Source organism: Mucilaginibacter sp. SG564 (assembly GCF_013149275.1).
Lineage (GTDB): Bacteria > Bacteroidota > Bacteroidia > Sphingobacteriales > Sphingobacteriaceae > Mucilaginibacter.
In genome coordinates this window covers 123420-140758 of the sequence record NZ_JABGNA010000013.1, presented here as the reverse complement: position 1 = coordinate 140758, position 17339 = coordinate 123420, and the positions used below count along the sequence as shown (strand labels likewise).

Genomic DNA, 17339 nt, shown 5'->3' with positions numbered 1-17339 from the left:
CAATAGTTTAAAAGGAAACATTAGCACCCAGATTAAAGGTCCTGTTCATTGGGTAGGTGTATCCTCCCAGGGCTATGCCGAAATTGTTATTATCTCTTGGATTAGGTCCCTGATGCTCCGGATCGTAATTCTTTAGTCCGGTGAAGGTTAACAGGTTGTAACTGTTCACATATACTCTTAATTTTTTTATACCGAGGGCTTTCAGCGCGTTTGGCGATAACGAATACCCAAATTCCAATGATTTTACACGCAGGTAGCTGGCATTTTGGATTGCTTTTGTGCCTTGTGCATCGGGCGAACCCATTGCCGGGTAAAATCCTGGTACCCAAACTGTATTAGGATCGAAAACATTGGCATATGGATCTGCTGTGTGCCAGCTATCAAGGAAGCGTGTAAGGGCGCTTCGGCCGTACATCAGCGGCGATGCAAATTGCTCACCATACTGAACGTAAACACCCGCGGCTCCTTGTAAAAGCATATTCATATCAAAGCCTTTATAACTTAAGCCTATGGTAAGGCCGTAGTTATACAAAGGGATATCAGTAGTGGCAATAGGGTGACTGTCTTTATCGTCTATCACGCCATCATTGTTCCAGTCCTTATAGTAATAATCGCCCGGTACAACGTTATTGTTACCCCCGCCAGTGTTAACACCGTAGTTGTATATCTGGTTGTAGCTGGTAAATTGCCCTGCATATTCAGGTCCCCACCAAACATTCTGATACCTGTTGGTTTGGTTTTCCTTCCAGTTTAAGTACTCGTTACCCGATTTGCCCCGAAGAACGTTCAGCGCTTTTAAGCGGGTGGTACCAATGTTGCCCGCGAGGTTTAAGCCAACCTTTCCAAATGTGGTACGGTAGGCCAGGTTAAAGTCAAGACCCTGTACCCTGTCGCTGTTATAATTGATCTGTGGTACATCTGCACCTACAGTTCCGGGTAGGGCTACAGAAGGTTGAGCTGGCAATCCGGTCCTGTCGTTTCTGAAAACCTCAATGGTTCCATCTATTTTTCCGCCGAACAGGCTGAAATCCATCGCGATGTTTTTGATGGTGTTTACAGACCAGGTTAAACCAGGGTTACCCAATTTAGGAGCAGAACCGTTAACAGCACCAGCACCGAAAATATAGGTATTTATAGGGTAGGTATACCCGTTAACGTAATTGAATGCGGGAGCGTTGGCCTCATCGCCGGTTTGGCCGTAGGATGCTCTGATCTTTAAATTAGTTAAGATATTTTCAGGAATAAGCTTCCTGAAGAAATTTTCCTTTGTTAATACCCAGCCTACTGATCCGCCAGGGAAAAATCCCCATTGATCTGATCCGGGCTGATACAGGTTATTACCATCGCGACGGAAACTGAACTCGGCCAGGTACTTGCCTTTGTAATCATAATTGAACCTGCCGATAATACTTTTGTGCGCACGATCCTGCAGAGCCCCTGCATCCATACCGCCAGACATATTAGAGTTTTGTAAACCTCCGAATAAATAATCAACAGGGATCTCGATATCTCTGTAGGCATTAAAGTTATCGGCGGTTTCATGGCTTTGCTCATAGGTAGCCATGGCTGTTATGTGATGGTCTTCCAGAAACGTGTGCGAATAGTTTAACGTTACCTGGGCCAGGGTGTTAAAGTGGGTATAATAAGAACGGGTTATACCTGCCGGCGAATTAACCAAACTTGGTATATAGGTATCGCTGGCCGCGTTGTAAGTATATAAGGAAAATGACCTTTTGATCTGGTTATTATCAGCAGTGCCATAATCAATATTGAACAAAGCTTTAGCGCTTAAACCCTCTATACCAGGTATATCGTATGTTAAATTCAACTGACTTGTAAGATTTTTATTTCTGAATCTTTTTGAACCTACTTTGTCGGCATCAGTGATGATGGATGGGTTCATATTATCATCCATTACAGCAGGGTATAAGGGATTATCGTTGGCATATATCTGGTGCGTTGGTATTTGGTTCCAGGTATATTTGTAAACGGTCCATTCATCGGTATAAGGTTGGTTCTTTTCATCCATCCAGGCCGATGTTAGTATCTGCGCTTTAAGCCCTTTTGTTATGCTGGCGGTAACGTTTGAGCGAAAATTATATTTGTTGTAATTCAGATCGCCTGTTTTAAAAACACCGTCTTGTTTTTGATACCCAAAATTGAAGAAGTAGCTTATTTTATCGCTCCCTCCATCAATATTTAAATTGTGCTGTATCTGATTGGCTGTTTTCCTGAAAACCATATCCACCCAATCGGCCGTTTTGCGAGTTCCATTTAGGTAAGGCTGGATATCGGCATAGGAAAATTGAGGAGTAACATTGGATATGAAATTATTAGCAAAATCGCGTTTAACCTTTTCATTGGTCAGCATCATATAATCCACCGCGTTTACACCCTCTGGCATGCCCAAAAATGTTTGTATCGCGTCGTTAACAGAATAATTAATATTGATCTTCCCATTTTTTGATCCTTTTTTGGTAGTGATCAGTATAGCGCCACCGGCGGCCCGCATACCATATATAGACGCGGCAGCATCCTTCAATACCGAGATGCTTTCAATTTCATTAGGGTCCATTCTGCCAATGGTCGATTGGTCGCCGCCAATGATCCCATCAATTACAATTAATGGAGCGCTTTGATAACCCCTGATATTTAGGTTATTGGCATACGAGCCCGGCTCGGCGGTTGTTTGAACAATACGTACACCCGGTATTTTACCGGTTAGCATATTGATCACACTCTCATTTTTGGTGGTAACAATCTCTTTGCTTTGCAGTGTAGCTATAGAGCCGGTTATGGTGGCCCTTTTTTGCACACCGTAACCTACAACAACAACTTCATCCAGACTTTTGCTGGTACTTTTTAAGGCTATAGTACCACCTTTAATGTCTTTAACCGCTACTTCTTGTGTTACATAACCAAGAAATGATACCTGTAGAATAGCGTCGGTATTGGGAACGTTGAGTTGAAATTTCCCGCCTACATCGGTAATGGCTCCCGTGGTTGTTTCTTTAATTTTTACACTTACCCCCGGAAGTGTCGACCCATCGGTTAAGTCAATTACTTTTCCGCTGATGGAAATTTGCTGGGCTAACAAACTAAGCGGGAAAAGAAGAAGTATTATAAGTGAGTATTTAAGTTTTTTCATACTGTTTCTCGTTAATGATTAAGTTTAAATTGATTGGTTACCTGGTTAAGGTAATAGGTGTAATGCGGCAGCACACCTACGGCGGGTACGGTTGATAGTGATTCATGGTTATATCGGTTAATCGGGTACACTAACTCATTACCGGTGGGTTGGTAAAAGTGGAGTACAACTGGTTTATAATTGCATACAAAACAATAGCGGATGATTAATAAAAGATAAATAATTGATTAATATGGGCCTTGTTTTAAATTTTATTGCAATCGATTGTAATAAAATCATCAATCGATACATTATTTATATTATGTACTGATTCAATGAAAGTTATCGATATGTCCCGGTAGTGTTAAGTTTAAATGGCCGAACGATTAATATGGGGGTAATTGGTAAATGGCGTGTTGGATAAAGAATAGGTTTCTGAAAATGTTATTGAACAGGAAACGGCAAATTAAATATCAAGTTGATAATTGAGGATTTACACTTTGGGTAAATATCTGTTTATTACTTTGATTAGTCTTTTTGTAAATATTCAGAGAGGGATTTTATCTTAACACAATGATTATTTTAAACTAATGTTCAATTGATGCTAAGGTTGTTTTTTGCGGCGGGAAAAATTTAACAAACATAAAACCCGTCATCTCCATCATGAAAAGCAACTCACGCTATTTAAAAATAGGTGCACTATTAATTCCGACCATTGGTATTGTGGCAATTAGCGCAGCCTTTATCAGCTGCAAAAACAAAAGTAACCCTACTCCGGATATCAACAAGGTAGGTCACGTGGTAGTTATTTACCTGGAGAACCACAGTTTTGATAACCTATACGGACAGTTTGCAGGCGCCAATGGTTTATCAAACGCTACGGCTTCTAATATCATCCAATTAGATGCCAATGGAAAGGCGTACACCACATTGCCCGCCATCCCGGGTAGCAGTGCTTTCCCTACCAATTTGCCCAATAATTATTTCAATATCGATCAGTATGTGCCATCGGGTACCGAAACACCGGATGTTTTACACCGCTACTACCAGGAACAAATGCAAATAGATGGTGGTAAGATGGATAAGTTTGCCCTGTATAACAATACCGCAGGTTTGACTATGGGTTATTATAAAACCAGCTTATTGCCATTGCTGGGCATGGCCCAAAAATATACCCTGTGTGATAATTTTTTTCATAGTGCATTTGGCGGATCATTTTTAAATCATCAATGGCTTATTGCTGCGGCAAGTCCGGTATTTCCTAATGCTCCGGTCAGTATGGTAGCTAAGTTGGATGGTGCAGGCAATGTAATTACCGATGGTGCCGTTACGCCTGACGGCTTTGTAGTAAACACAAGCTATACAGTTAACGCGCCACACCCGGCAAGTGCTAAGCCCGAAACCCTGGTGCCTAACCAAACCTCGGCCACTATCGGCGATAGATTAAATGACAAAAATGTTTCATGGGTTTGGTATTCAGGCGGCTGGGATAATGCCCTGGCTGGTAAGCCCGACGCAAATTTTCAGTTCCACCACCAGCCATTCGCTTTCTTTAAAAATTATGCAGATGGAACCCAGTTGAAAAAAGACCATCTGAAAGATGAAACTGAATTTATTGCTGCGGCCAAAGCGGGTACTTTACCAAGCGTATCATTCGTAAAACCACTGGGCGATTTTAACGAACACCCGGGCTACTCTACGGTATTGGCCGGGGAAAATCATACTGTTGAGCTGATAAACAATGTATTAAACGGGCCTAACGGTAAAGACGCGGTGATCATTATTACTTATGATGAAAACGGTGGTTTCTGGGATCATGTGGCTCCACCGGTAATTGATAAAAAATGGGGACCTGGCACACGTGTGCCTACGCTGATCATTTCGCCATTTGCTAAAAAAGGATATGTTGATCATACGCAATATGAAACTATCAGTATCCTGTCGTTTATTGAAAAAAGATGGAGCTTACAGCCACTTAATGATCGCGACAAAAATGCCAACCCTATGCTTAACGCGTTTGAGTTTTAACTATAGAATAGGTACAACGATCCATAAAATAATATTTAATCAGGGGACAGTTCGATAGGACTGCCCCTGTACTTTTTTATCAAGTCCTGGTTTTGAAGGTGATTTACAGGCATAGCTACTATTGCGCATGAGGAAAGTTGTTTTTATAGGAGGGATACTTATCGTCGTAATAGGTTATGCGTTTTTTTCAAACGGAAAAGAAAAGCGAACTCCAGCTAAGGCCATAGCGCAGGATTTGCTGATACAGGTAAATGATCTTTCTGTTTTTTTGAAAAATAAATTACAGGCAGCGGCCGAAAGCAAGTCGCCCAATGAAAAACAACTGCAACAATTGTTTTTGCAAGCCAGGCTCCGGTATAAAAAAGTAGAATGGGCCACCGAATATTTTGATGTGGCCACCGCAAGAGCTATGAATGGGGCGCCGGTACCTGAAGTAGAGGTGGGGAGCGGGCAGGTATTTGAGCCGGCAGGATTACAGGTAATTGAGGCGTATCTGTTCCCAAAATATGATACCTCTAAACAAAAGGAGCTGATAAAGCAACTTAAAACCCTGCAAAATGGCTGTAATAGATACAAAACCTATTTTGGCAATATTGATATTCTTGATGGGCAGGTATTTGATGCTTCCCGGCTCGAAGTATTTCGGATATTGACGCTCGGTATAGCCGGGTTTGATGATCCGCTAACACAGAAAAGCATGGCCGAAAGCGCCGTTGGTTTAGAAGGTATTCAAAGCGCGTTAAAGTATTATGCGGGCAATGATGAACAGTCAAAAAAGTTATCATCGCAAATTTCAGCAGCAGTAGCCTACCTGCAAACGCACACGGGTTTTGATAATTTTAACCGGGCCGAATTTATAACGCATTATGGCAACCCCATCAGTCGCAGTATTGCCGATCTGGAACAGCACTTAAATATCCACGTGATCAGGTACAATCGTTTACTGAGCCAGGATGCCAGGACACTGTTTGAGGTTAATGCCTTTGATGTAAATGCCTACGCGCCCAATAATGATGCGGTATCAACCCCACAAAAGGTGTTATTGGGCAAAATGTTGTTTTCCGACCCGGTATTATCAGGCACTGGAACCAGAAGTTGCCGCTCCTGCCATCAACCTGAAAAAGCTTTTACAGACGGACTTGTCAAAAATACGGCGCTTAGTAGTAAACAACCGTTGAAACGAAATACGCCTACTTTATTAAACGCCGGTTTGCAGCCATCACAGTTTTATGATCTGCGCGCTAATACGCTGGAAGATCAGGTAAGTAATGTAGTACAAAACCCCGATGAAATGCATGGCTCGATGGGTGTAGCCGCCAAACGCTTATGGCAGAATAAAACGTACAGGCAACTTTTTGCCAAAGCCTATCCCACAAACAAACGGACTACTATAGATACGCTTGAGGTAATGAACGCCATCGGCTCTTATGTGCGCAGTCTTACCCTTTTAAACAGCCGGTTTGATAACTACATGCGTGGCGATAATAGCGTCATGACCAAAGATGAACTGCATGGTTTTAACCTGTTTATGGGTAAAGCCAAATGTGGTACCTGCCACTATATGCCTTTGTTTAATGGTACGCTCCCGCCGCGATTCATGAAAATGGAAAGCGAAGTTATCGGTGTGCCCAAATCGGCAACGGCGCATGTGATAGATAATGATCTGGGGCGGTTTAATATAGTACAAACACCCTCGTTTAAGCATGCTTTTAAAGTAACCACAGTACGTAATGCTTCGCGTACTGCTCCATATATGCATAATGGTGCGTTCAAAACGCTTGACGAGGTGATGGATTTTTACAACAAGGGTGGTGGTACCGGTCTGGGTATAAAAATTGATAATCAGACCCTGCCTTTTAATAAACTGAACCTTAACGCAAAAGAAAGCAAGGATATTATCGCATTTATCAAAAGTTTGGATAGCAGGTATTAAACCGGTTCAGTGGATTGCCCGGTATCCGGGGTTATTATTTCCTGTTTTATTTTTATTCGTCTTTTTCTTGGTGGTTTAGGTGCCTCTATAAAGAAATATAGGATATAACCCATGATCAATCCTGATACTAATCCGCCGATGTGTGCTGCATTATCTGTATTGCCAACCAGGCCGAACAGCAAATTAACTCCTATGAAAAATAGAAAACTGAGCAAAACGCCTTTTTTATTTCCTTTACCGGTTTTATTGGTTGTTAGCAGGGCTATGGCAACTCCATATAATCCAAATATAGCGCCCGATGCACCAATACCTATAATAGACGGCTGCCACCAAATACTCGTAAGACTTGCCAACAGTCCACATATAAAATAAGCTATCCCCATTTTTAAATTACCTAGCAGCGATTTTAAAAAAGCAGCAACCAATATTAAACCAAACATGTTCATTAGCAGGTGCATTAGCCCTGCATGTAAAAACATGCATGTAATAAGCCGCCACCATTCCCCACTTTTTATAGCAGGACCATAATTGGCTCCCCATTTGTACAAGTCGGCTGTATCAAAAGATATGACACCCAGGCCAGCGAAAACCATGATGATAAAGATGAGGACATTTATACCGATCAATATAGAGATGACCCCCAAATTGCGCCACCTTATACCAGTAAATGGTTTGAAAAACGCAGTTACGTCGGTTTGCCAGCTACGAGGGGTGTACTTTTTTAACGTCGCCATGTTGAGTTTTGGAATGGCTATCATGATGAGCCAGATACTCGCGCCTATTCCAAATGAGTAAAATATCCATTGTAATTTATCTCCGTTCCGGTCTTCAAAAGGTATTGTTTGGGCCTCCATAATAATCAGATGGTCTCCATTGCCTTTATATATTTTAGAAGTTTTAATTGCAGCTATGAATCCGCGCTGTTTACTGGTATAGCCAATTCTGTCAAGATAAGTGAAGTAGTTAAGGTCTTGATTTTTAAATTCATCTTCTGTTGCTTTAGTAAATTCTTTGTAGGCGCTCTCCTTTTCATCACGACTAATATTATTGCTCACCCCCTTCCGATATTCTGTTCCAAGCCAGGCTACAGGCTGGTCGGTTTTGTTGATCGAATCATTGCGGATAGGGCAAACAACGTCAATAAAGAATTCAAGATGCTCGCTATTTCTTCCGGTTACCTCACTTCGAACATAAGCTGCAGCATGCTGCTTATCAATAAAGTGTTTGGTTAAATTATAATACTTAGTTAAATGGTGGAGATCGATCTGTTCAATGGTTTGTAAGCTTGTTAATTTACCCGTAGCGGTAATAAGATATTCCTGAGCAATTATAGTAGGCGCTATAATGGCTATTGCAGCGGCAAAATTGTATAAAAAAGGCAGGTTATCCCGCTTGTCTTTTAATAATAATAACTTTATACGGGGTCTTAACCATATTGCTACGGCTAAAGTTCCTATGCCTATAGGTATCCAAAGGTTAACTACCTCCTGGTTCAATAATATCAAGTCCAGACGTATAATCAACAACCAGTTTAAGAACGAATAGGTGCTGATCACCAGCAAGGAGACAATGAGATAAGGCAGGTAGATGAGCTTTAGCTTCGTTAAAAAATTAGTCATAGTAAATTGCGAAAGTATTGGTTAAGGTTATTTATCGTTCTGAGGTTTCTCCATCATCCTCATGCGCAAATTCGGGATTGGGAACTTTATAATGATCTAACGTTTTTTGCAATTGCTGCCTGATCTGTTTAACCAGTAACCGCGGACTTAATACTTTCATTTTTGCGCCAAAACCCAGCAGTTCACGCTCCAGCTCAAAGTTCATGATCACTTTAATGCTGAATATTTTGCCGGTTTCATCTTCCTTTAATAGCTTCTGGGTGTGATGAAGGGGTTTAGTTATTACGTAAGGAGCGTTGGCTACATCTATCCAAAATACTATCAAATTATCACGTTGTCCCAGACTTTTGGTAACACCCAGTACATCATTATAATAGGTAGCCAGGTCGATGTCCTTATTTTCACGATAGGTATCTTCATGGTCTTCGATAGCCTGTATACGGTCGAGCGCCAGCGTTAAAAGCGGTGAATAACGGTTATGTGATCTGCCCAGTACAAACCAGCGGTTGCGGTACTCTTTTAATAAATACCCGCTAAAGCAAAAGGTACTGGCTGCCCTGGCCTTGAATGATTGATAAGTTACAGCCATCGTTTTGCGGGCCACAATGGCTCTACGTATAGTCTCTATCCAGTCTAACCCTTTCAGGTTGTCATTTTTTTCGAAATCAATTACCGGCGCGCTCTGTGTTTTCTGGGTATAGATCTTGTCTTCCAGCTTGCTCACCATTTCGTTCAGATCGGTAAAATGATTAAAGCCTTTGAACTGCTTCAGCAGGTCAGATACTTCGCCCAATACCTGCATATCCTGCTGGTTAAGTGGGATATTGGTGATGCTATAGCCCTTATCGGCATAAGTATAATATTTTTTATCCGTAACGATGATCGGTGCTTCGTAGCCCAGTTTATTGCTGCGCATCATCTCGATATCGGCCTGTACGGTACGGCGGCTCACACCACTGTCTATCCCCTGGTATTCATAAAGCGCATCGGCACAGGCATCTATCAGATCGTCGAGCGTCCATTTTTTTTGACGATTTTGCAGGCAACCATCAATAGTACGGTAACGGATAAGGGCATTGCGATTTACAGGCATAGCTTTGTTATTTCGGATATCAGATGTTCGAATTCGGAATTATTTTAGAAAATTATGATTTTATTTTTTACTGCGCAAATACGTTGCGCAGTAGGTGTTTTACTTTGTATCATGAGAAAAGAAAATGAGGCTCATAACCTCCCCCTTCAGGGGGCCGTGGGGCAAAAAGAAAAAGTAAGCAACAACGAGTTAAAAGCCCTGGGTATTAACGACGTTAAAATATTAGAGAACTTTAGCCGGGTAGCCAACGGACTGTTGAAATATGGTGTTATGGATAAAGCCACCATATTGGCCAATCTGGAGGCATTGATCGATGATCCGATCCCATACGCCATGAAAAAAGGCGGTAAATTTAAAAATCTGGCCGAAAGTGTTGTCGACTTGCGTAAAGAAGGCAAGTTCATGAAGCAACAGCGTACCGTACATACCTTAAAAACAGAAATAGCCGATTTTCCGGTTTATGGTTTAGAACATATTGAAGTAGGCGCCCTGGCGCAGATGAAAACGGCGGTTAAATTACCCATAGCGGTTGCCGGTGCCTTGATGCCCGATGCCCACCAGGGTTATGGCTTACCTATTGGTGGGGTGCTGGCTACAACGGCCAATACCATTATCCCTTTTGCCGTTGGCGTAGATATTGCCTGCCGTATGTGCCTGAGCATTTTTGATCTGCCGGCTACCGCAGTGGATACAGAGACGGATAAATTAAAAGGTTTACTGAGCGAACATACCCATTTTGGTATGGGTTGTACTACTAAGGTACATTATGATAGCTCCCTGTTTGATAGCCGTACCTGGGGCGAAACCAAAGTGATCCGTATGCTGAAAGACAAGGCATACGCCCAGTTGGGCACATCTGGCACTGGTAACCACTTTGTGGAGTGGGGTGAACTTACCCTGGCTGATGGTGCTTTGGAAGGTATACCCGCAGGTAATTATCTGGCTCTGCTTTCGCACTCCGGATCACGTGGTTTTGGTGGTAGCATTGCCGATCATTACTCCAAAATTGCTATGAGCAAAACCAAGTTACCGCCCGAGGCCAAACACCTGGCCTGGCTCGACCTGGATAAGGATGAAGGACAGGAATATTGGATTGCGATGAACCTGGCCGGCGAATATGCCAGCGCTAACCATCACGAGATCCATAACAAAATAGCCAAAGCGCTCAACTTAACACCACTTACCCGCATCGAGAACCACCATAACTTTGCCTGGAAAGAGCAGCTGGCCGATGGTACCGAAGTGATGGTACACCGAAAAGGTGCAACTCCTGCGGGAGAAGGCGTGCTGGGAATTATTCCCGGTAGTATGAGTACACCCGGGTTTGTGGTGCGCGGTAAGGGCGATGTGCGCTCTATCAATTCTGCCTCACATGGAGCAGGGCGATTGATGAGCCGTAGCGCGGCTTTTAAAACTATCGACCGTGCCGCGGTAGCCGCCAACCTGGTAGATAAACGTATCACGCTCATGGGCTCAGATGTGGATGAAGCACCGATGGCCTATAAGGACATCCATACCGTGATGGCCGCCCAAACCGACCTGGTGGAAGTGCTGGCCAAATTTGAGCCCCGCATTGTGAGGATGGCCGATCCGAGGGAAAAGCCGGAGGATTAGAGGCAAAGGATATTATGCTAAATAATCCAACATCCGGATATTTAAACCAGACCAGCAATGGTTTAGTTTAAATACTTCCGGATATTTTTCATTTGGTGTATATGTCTTTGGGTATGAAAACAAATAAAATACAGCCACTCCAAACGGGTCAGAGTGCCGTATTGGGGTAGTTCAAAGTCCGGATAAGTCAGGGTCAGATCTGTAGTTTTTGACAGACTGATCATGGGATCGAAACCATTTTCAAGCGATCGTAAAATAGCTCCTTTGTCTTTAGGGGTGCTTGACGGCTGTATAAAATCAGGCGCGGTCATTTTAATATCGAAATTCAGGAAAAGATCACGCAAAGGTTCAACCTTTTCTTCCGGATTGCGCTGCGTATCGGTACCAGGAGCCTCCAAAATTTCTGCCCCGCCCGATGAGAATTTGACAATATGCTCTGCTACCTGGCCCGCGGTCCAGCTATTTTTAAAAGGTATACTGTTAAATTGCTCCTGGGTGAAACCTGAAATGGTGTGCAACAGATCCTGCCTTGTATTTTCCAATGCTGTGGTGATGGTGGTTATCATAATTATAAGGATGATGTGAATTATTGTCGCTACGGTAAATCAATATATAAAATTACAATCCTTTATTTAATTGGCAGGGATGTAAGCACGACAAAGAATAGGCAATATGCGACAAACTTTATCGGGCCTGTTTGCCATACAGACTGTAGTTTGTAAAACCTCCTGAGGGTTCGAGTCTCTCTTTAGGATTAGGATCTAAACACGATCCTAATCCATAATAAGCCTTATTTTTCCACTATTTATAATTCTAATAGTTTATATTTTTCATCGGTTTATAAGTCTTTGCTTTTTATGTATTTTGTTGATATTTAGATTGTTATGCATGAAGTAAATTGATTATTGATTTATATTCTCTCTCCGCAGCCTGGCTTTTGCTGCATATTACGCCATAAACTTCCCTCCTTTGTATTAAATGCCGGGCCATCCGAAAGTCCGGATGCTGTAACCAATTAAAAACCAATTACCTTATGAGAAAGCTCACTGTTTGTATGCTTATGGCTATGCTATGCTTTGGCTGTAAGAAAAACTCGCCGGAAAACAATTCCGATCAAGCTAATGCTGTCAAGAACAAAACGCTTGCCGCTGTTCCGATAGGCAAATCAACCTCCAAAAAGATCTTTATGCACTGGATGCCCTGGTTTGAAACACCGGAGTCAAAAGGCGCCTGGGGTTATCACTGGAAAATGAACACCCAAAATCCCGACATCATTACCAACGGTCGCCGGCAAATTGCCGCTTATTACTACCCGCAGACCGGGCCCTATGCCTCCAGTGATCCCGATATTATTGAGTATCAGTTATTACTCATGAAATACTCAGGTGTTGATGGCGTTACCATCGACTGGCCCGGTACCCGTGTTCAATATGACTATCCAGACAATCTCAATAATTCCAATGCGCTGATAGCCAAGCTGAATGCGGTAGGTTTGCAGTTCTCCATTGTGGAGGAAGATCGTAACTGGGATGCCGGCCAAACCAGCGGTGCCCATGGCGATTTTACCTATATGCAAAGCAACTACTTTGGTCAGAGTAATTACCTTAGGGTAAACAATGTACCGGTAGTGCTCAACTTTGGGCCAATAACATTTCACTCCTCATCAGAGTGGGATCAGATACTGGCCGGACTGAATCCGAAACCCAAAGTTATTCCGTTGTACGGCTTTACCAGCCAGGTTGGTGCCAACAATGCTGGTGGCGAATTCCCGTGGATATACCAGGATCATCCAACTGTGGTGAATAACTATTACGCACAGGCATCTAGCTTTCCGATCTCTGTAGGCGTGGTATACCCGGGCTTCAACTCCTTTTACCAAGCTGGTGGTGCCAGTGGGCCAACCTGGCAAATCGCCTACAACGGTACTTCAACTTTTAGTACCATGTTGGATAAAGCCCTGGCATCAAGTGTAGGCATCATCCAGTTTGCCACCTGGAATGACTATGGCGAAGGTACCATGATCGAGCCCACTGTTGAATTTGGGTATGGCTTTTTAACCACCATGCAGCAAAAATTGGGTGTACCTTACCATCAGCATGAGTTGGAGCAGATCTACCGTTTATACCAGTACCGCAAACAATACAAAGGTAATTCCAGCGTGCAAAACCAGCTTAATCAGGTGTTTACCTATTTTGCCAATGTGCAGCCCGTTGATGCCGAAAACCTGATGAACACCATTGGTGGCGGTGGTACTACGCCTCCTGTTACTACGGGTGTAAGTATCAAAAACCGGTGGCTGAATACTTACCTGTACGAGGATAACGGGCAGGCTAAATACAGCTCATCAAGCACTGTAGCCAATGGTAAATGGACGTTGGAGCAGGTTAACGGACATACCCGTATCAAAAATGTAGGTACCGGTCATTACCTCAACATTGAACATCTGTACAGTTATGCCGAAAGTACCGCTGTTCCGGATAGTTTTTATAGCAGCTATTGGGTGTTGGAAGATTACAATGGCTACAAGCGCCTCCGTAATGAGTGGCAGAATACCTATCTGAATCTTGAAAACCAGAGCGGGTTTGCCCAATGTACCGCTATTGGAGCTACTGCCGAAAGCAGCCAGTGGACGATTAACTAATTCCCCGAGCCAAGGGCAACAATTTTAAAGAGATGTGAAACTTACGAAGTTTTTAAAACTTCGTAAGTTTTTAAGTTTATACCATAAGCAGGGTGTGCAGCATGCTGATTAACCTATTCAATGGAAAATAAATGAGGCCGGTACAAGATTCGAACTTGCGGACATTCCTTTTGCAGAGGACTCCCTTGAACCACTCGGGCAACCGGCCATTTTATATAATAAATTACAGAAATTTCTGTAATTTATTGCGCACTTCACCCTACCCGGCCGTGCACCGGTTAAGCAAAACAAATCAGGGTAAAACAACCGCTGTTGCTTTTAAATATTCCTGTTTTCCTACGTGGATTTTTCGCTCACTCAGCCCAGGCACTACCTGCTCAAGAGCCAGTTCGAACCACGACTTTCAGATCCAGAATCTGATGTGCTGCCGTTGCACCATAGGAAAATAAATCCTTGTGGAAATAAAAGGACTTGAACCTTTAACCAACACCGTATAAGGGTGACGCTCTAACCATTGAGCTATATTTCCTTTGTAATCACTAGGGTAACCCGGATTCGAACCGGGACCTCCTGCTCCCAAAGCAGGTAATCTAGCCAATTGATATACTACCCTGAAATTTCTCCCTAAAGCAAAAAATCCCCTTAGATTTATCTAAGAGGATTCGCGTGTTTGATTATATTTTTTTCAATACATAGCTATCCCATCCGATAAATCGGTTGCGGTATGCAGCATTGTATTGTTGTTGTTTTCATGATACAATGATACGCAATTAATTTATAAAATCAAGAAATTTCTGAAATTATTTTATTTGTAATCTATTTCGCCCTCGAATAACTCCAGGAGTTTATCTTTTGCTTTGATGCTTTCGTACTTAAATGCACCTATCATCATACCATAGCCAAATAGAAACATCGATAAGGCGATGAGTGGTGGCGGGGAAAACTTATTTGGAGTAGCCCCTGTTAAATATATTATGGCGCCAAAACCTGTCATACCAAACCAGATACACATAAACAAAGTAACCAGTATGTGCATATACATGATGATATGTACCCGGCTGCCGGTCAAATAACTTTCGGTAGAACCTTTAATAAACGGCAGGAACGAATTACGATGAAAAATTATTCGTATGATTTTGAAACGGTTATCTTCCACGTACCCTTTAAAGAAATAAGCAGATTTACGAACGAATAATTTTCTAAAGGTAAATGGTGTGACAGGTTCAATTTCGGTTGCTAAGCGTTCCTGTACCTCTGCGGGCTTTAGTTGGGTTACGATATAGAAATTTTCGTAGGGTAATAATCTCATGATAAGAATGTACTGGCCATAAAGTTAATTATTTGAAAGTAATGATCAGCTTTTACCTGGCAAACGCAAAGGTGCAGGGGATATTTTTTATAAATAAATAATATTTTCTTCATAAAACACTTGCAATGAGCAGGTTTTATACTTAAATTTATACAACCAATTGTTCTAAAACCTTAATTTCAGGAGGATTCGTCATGAAGAAAAAAGCTACGATAGTTCCTCAGCCTGATAAGACTGAAGCTATTCATTCAGAATTGCACACCAACCAAGCCACTACACCCAAAATGTACCGCGATCATAAAGTATGTGATCATTACACCCATGGCAGAGCTAACAAGTATCCATTTGGCAGCAGCCACGGGCCGGCCTGTTTCTAAAGGCCACCCCTTTTTAATTTATGCTTATACAGGCACGGTCAGGTACCTGATTTGTTTCTTCAGCCTCCTGGTATAAGAGATTTTATGCATTTGACTGTCGGGTGGCGCTAATGCCAATCGTGGCCGCACCATCTGCATTGCTTAGCCAGCGGCGTGCGGGCCAATTTTTTACATACAGGGCATAAATTAAAAAACACTTCGGCGGGGTTATCTTTCAGAATACGCTCCGCGCAGTTCAGCGTAAACTTTACATATCCCTCGCCCAGATAGTTTAATATCAGCGGGTCATCACTTAGCCAGCCTGTTTTTAAATACATGCGGGTTGGCCTTACATCTGTTGCTCCTTCCAATTTAATGGTTGATACATGATGCCTTAAAGCTTTACGCTCTTCCCAATTCATCAACTCCATATAATGGGCTATAATATAGTCGGCTTTTTCTATGGTGATATCATCCATTTTTTAAATATCTCAAAAAAAATTTAATTTATTAAGCCGTACCAACAAAGCCTTGATTTATTCATTCACCTTCTTCCGCGTTTTTATCTTTTGTTTTTAAGTAACGATACTGTTACTACTTCCATCAAAAACAATTACCTTGAATAACTAAATTTGAATACAGCCTTCAAATTCAAAACCTATGAGCCAGATTAATAAAGAAGATATCAAGCAGGAAGTATTTGACCTTTATGACGACTATGCGCACAATCGCCTTAATCGCCGTGCATTTGTTGAAAAACTTTCTCTGTATGCAGTGGGCGGTTTAACCGTACCTGCGCTGATGAGTTTCCTGATGCCAAATTATCAGACTACTGCGGAGGTTAAGGCCGATGATCTGCGTTTGGAATCGGGATATATCAACTATACATCGCCAAAAGGTGGCGGAACAATTAAAGCCCTTTTATCAAAACCGGCAGATGCCAAAAGTAAACTTGGAGGTATAGTAGTGGTTCATGAAAATCGCGGACTGAACCCCTACATTGAAGATGTGGCCCGAAGAGCGGCCCTTGCCGGGTTTATTACCCTGGCTCCCGATGCCCTGACTCCCCTTGGAGGCTATCCAGGTAACGATGATGATGGTCGTGCGATGCAAAGCAAGCGAGACAAAGCCGAAATGGAAGAGGATTTTATAGACGCGTTCCATTACCTGAAAGATCACAAAGATTGCAATGGCAAAGTGGGTGTTGTAGGCTTTTGCTTTGGCGGCGGAATTGCCAATATGATGGCCGTGCGCGTTCCGGAACTGACAGCTGCCGTTCCTTTTTACGGGGCCCAGCCCACCATTGCCGATGTTCCTAAGATAAAAGCACCATTGCTATTACATTACGCGGCACTGGATACACGCATTACCGAAGGCTGGCCACCATACGAAGCCGCCTTAAAAGAAAATGGCAAAAAATACCAAGCCTATATTTATGAAAATGCCAACCATGGTTTTCATAACAATACCACGCCCCGCTACGATAAAGCCGCTGCAGACCTGGCCTGGAAAAGAACCATTGATTTTTTTAGTGAGTATTTGAAAAACGGGTAATGCCCTCTCCAATGTCATTTCGATAGAGCCAGGGTGGGTGAGAGCGTTGCGCGAAAGAGAAATCT

General features: G+C 42.6%; 12 protein-coding genes and 3 tRNA genes. 6 read left to right on the top strand and 9 right to left on the bottom strand.

What is annotated here, in order from left to right:
- Window positions 1–7: 7 nt before the first annotated feature.
- Window positions 8–3148 (bottom strand): TonB-dependent receptor, encoded by a 3141-nt coding sequence (locus tag FHW89_RS24560; protein WP_172337700.1) that lies wholly within the window; start codon window positions 3146–3148, stop codon window positions 8–10.
- 642 nt (window positions 3149–3790) lie between these two features.
- Here FHW89_RS24560 and acpA point away from each other — a divergent pair.
- Both acpA and FHW89_RS24550 read left to right on the top strand, forming a co-directional pair.
- Entirely contained in the window at window positions 3791–5155 is a 1365-nt protein-coding gene (gene acpA / locus FHW89_RS24555) for an acid phosphatase (protein ID WP_172337699.1), read from the top strand.
- Window positions 5156–5282: 127 nt separating this feature from the next.
- Complete coding sequence (locus tag FHW89_RS24550; RefSeq protein WP_172337698.1) at window positions 5283–7088, top strand: cytochrome-c peroxidase; 1806 nt, start codon at window positions 5283–5285, stop codon at window positions 7086–7088.
- On the opposite strand, the gene FHW89_RS24545 is transcribed toward FHW89_RS24550, so the two are convergent.
- The gene (locus FHW89_RS24545) at window positions 7085–8707 is read right to left on the bottom strand and encodes a rhomboid family intramembrane serine protease (RefSeq protein WP_172337697.1); all 1623 of its coding nucleotides are present in this window, start codon (window positions 8705–8707) and stop codon (window positions 7085–7087) included. The genes FHW89_RS24550 and FHW89_RS24545 overlap by 4 nt on opposite strands.
- A gap of 31 nt (window positions 8708–8738) precedes the next feature.
- On the bottom strand, window positions 8739–9800 hold the full coding sequence (locus FHW89_RS24540; protein ID WP_172337696.1) for a YafY family protein: 1062 nt from the start codon (window positions 9798–9800) through the stop codon (window positions 8739–8741).
- A 111-nt stretch (window positions 9801–9911) separates the two neighbouring features.
- Between FHW89_RS24540 and FHW89_RS24535 the strand changes: the two genes are divergently transcribed.
- Window positions 9912–11414, top strand: coding sequence for an RtcB family protein (locus FHW89_RS24535; protein ID WP_172337695.1), 1503 nt, complete (start codon window positions 9912–9914; stop codon window positions 11412–11414).
- A gap of 62 nt (window positions 11415–11476) precedes the next feature.
- Here FHW89_RS24535 and FHW89_RS24530 read toward each other — a convergent pair whose 3' ends face one another.
- Entirely contained in the window at window positions 11477–11980 is a 504-nt protein-coding gene (locus FHW89_RS24530) for a DinB family protein (RefSeq protein ID WP_172337694.1), read from the bottom strand.
- Between the two features lie 467 nt (window positions 11981–12447).
- On the opposite strand from FHW89_RS24530, the gene FHW89_RS24525 reads away from it, so the two are divergent.
- Entirely contained in the window at window positions 12448–14055 is a 1608-nt protein-coding gene (locus tag FHW89_RS24525) for a glycoside hydrolase family 71/99-like protein (RefSeq protein WP_172337693.1), read from the top strand.
- A 134-nt stretch (window positions 14056–14189) separates the two neighbouring features.
- Here the strand turns inward: FHW89_RS24525 and FHW89_RS24520 are convergent.
- From FHW89_RS24520 to FHW89_RS24505, 4 genes are all read right to left on the bottom strand, one after another.
- Window positions 14190–14263: transfer RNA gene (locus FHW89_RS24520), tRNA-Cys, on the bottom strand.
- A 248-nt stretch (window positions 14264–14511) separates the two neighbouring features.
- Window positions 14512–14584, bottom strand: a tRNA-Ile gene (locus FHW89_RS24515).
- A gap of 11 nt (window positions 14585–14595) precedes the next feature.
- Window positions 14596–14668, bottom strand: a tRNA-Pro gene (locus tag FHW89_RS24510).
- 192 nt (window positions 14669–14860) lie between these two features.
- Entirely contained in the window at window positions 14861–15364 is a 504-nt protein-coding gene (locus FHW89_RS24505) for a hypothetical protein (RefSeq protein ID WP_172337692.1), read from the bottom strand.
- A 194-nt stretch (window positions 15365–15558) separates the two neighbouring features.
- Between FHW89_RS24505 and FHW89_RS24500 the strand changes: the two genes are divergently transcribed.
- On the top strand, window positions 15559–15741 hold the full coding sequence (locus FHW89_RS24500) for a hypothetical protein (protein ID WP_172337691.1): 183 nt from the start codon (window positions 15559–15561) through the stop codon (window positions 15739–15741).
- A 107-nt stretch (window positions 15742–15848) separates the two neighbouring features.
- Here the strand turns inward: FHW89_RS24500 and FHW89_RS24495 are convergent, their stop codons facing one another.
- A complete protein-coding gene (locus tag FHW89_RS24495; protein WP_172337690.1) occupies window positions 15849–16199 on the bottom strand; it encodes a hypothetical protein in 351 nt (116 codons plus the stop codon).
- Window positions 16200–16380: 181 nt separating this feature from the next.
- On the opposite strand from FHW89_RS24495, the gene FHW89_RS24490 reads away from it, so the two are divergent.
- Complete coding sequence (locus tag FHW89_RS24490; RefSeq protein ID WP_172337689.1) at window positions 16381–17274, top strand: dienelactone hydrolase family protein; 894 nt, start codon at window positions 16381–16383, stop codon at window positions 17272–17274.
- The last annotated feature ends 65 nt before the right edge of the window (window positions 17275–17339 follow it).

Coding starts and splice junctions, on each gene's coding strand:
- FHW89_RS24560 (WP_172337700.1), bottom strand. CDS start 3,148: ATGAAAAAACTTAAATACTCACTTATAATACTTCTTCTTTTCCCGCTT.
- acpA (WP_172337699.1), top strand. CDS start 3,791: ATGAAAAGCAACTCACGCTATTTAAAAATAGGTGCACTATTAATTCCG.
- FHW89_RS24550 (WP_172337698.1), top strand. CDS start 5,283: ATGAGGAAAGTTGTTTTTATAGGAGGGATACTTATCGTCGTAATAGGT.
- FHW89_RS24545 (WP_172337697.1), bottom strand. CDS start 8,707: ATGACTAATTTTTTAACGAAGCTAAAGCTCATCTACCTGCCTTATCTC.
- FHW89_RS24540 (WP_172337696.1), bottom strand. CDS start 9,800: ATGCCTGTAAATCGCAATGCCCTTATCCGTTACCGTACTATTGATGGT.
- FHW89_RS24535 (WP_172337695.1), top strand. CDS start 9,912: ATGAGAAAAGAAAATGAGGCTCATAACCTCCCCCTTCAGGGGGCCGTG.
- FHW89_RS24530 (WP_172337694.1), bottom strand. CDS start 11,980: ATGATAACCACCATCACCACAGCATTGGAAAATACAAGGCAGGATCTG.
- FHW89_RS24525 (WP_172337693.1), top strand. CDS start 12,448: ATGAGAAAGCTCACTGTTTGTATGCTTATGGCTATGCTATGCTTTGGC.
- FHW89_RS24505 (WP_172337692.1), bottom strand. CDS start 15,364: ATGAGATTATTACCCTACGAAAATTTCTATATCGTAACCCAACTAAAG.
- FHW89_RS24500 (WP_172337691.1), top strand. CDS start 15,559: ATGAAGAAAAAAGCTACGATAGTTCCTCAGCCTGATAAGACTGAAGCT.
- FHW89_RS24495 (WP_172337690.1), bottom strand. CDS start 16,199: ATGGATGATATCACCATAGAAAAAGCCGACTATATTATAGCCCATTAT.
- FHW89_RS24490 (WP_172337689.1), top strand. CDS start 16,381: ATGAGCCAGATTAATAAAGAAGATATCAAGCAGGAAGTATTTGACCTT.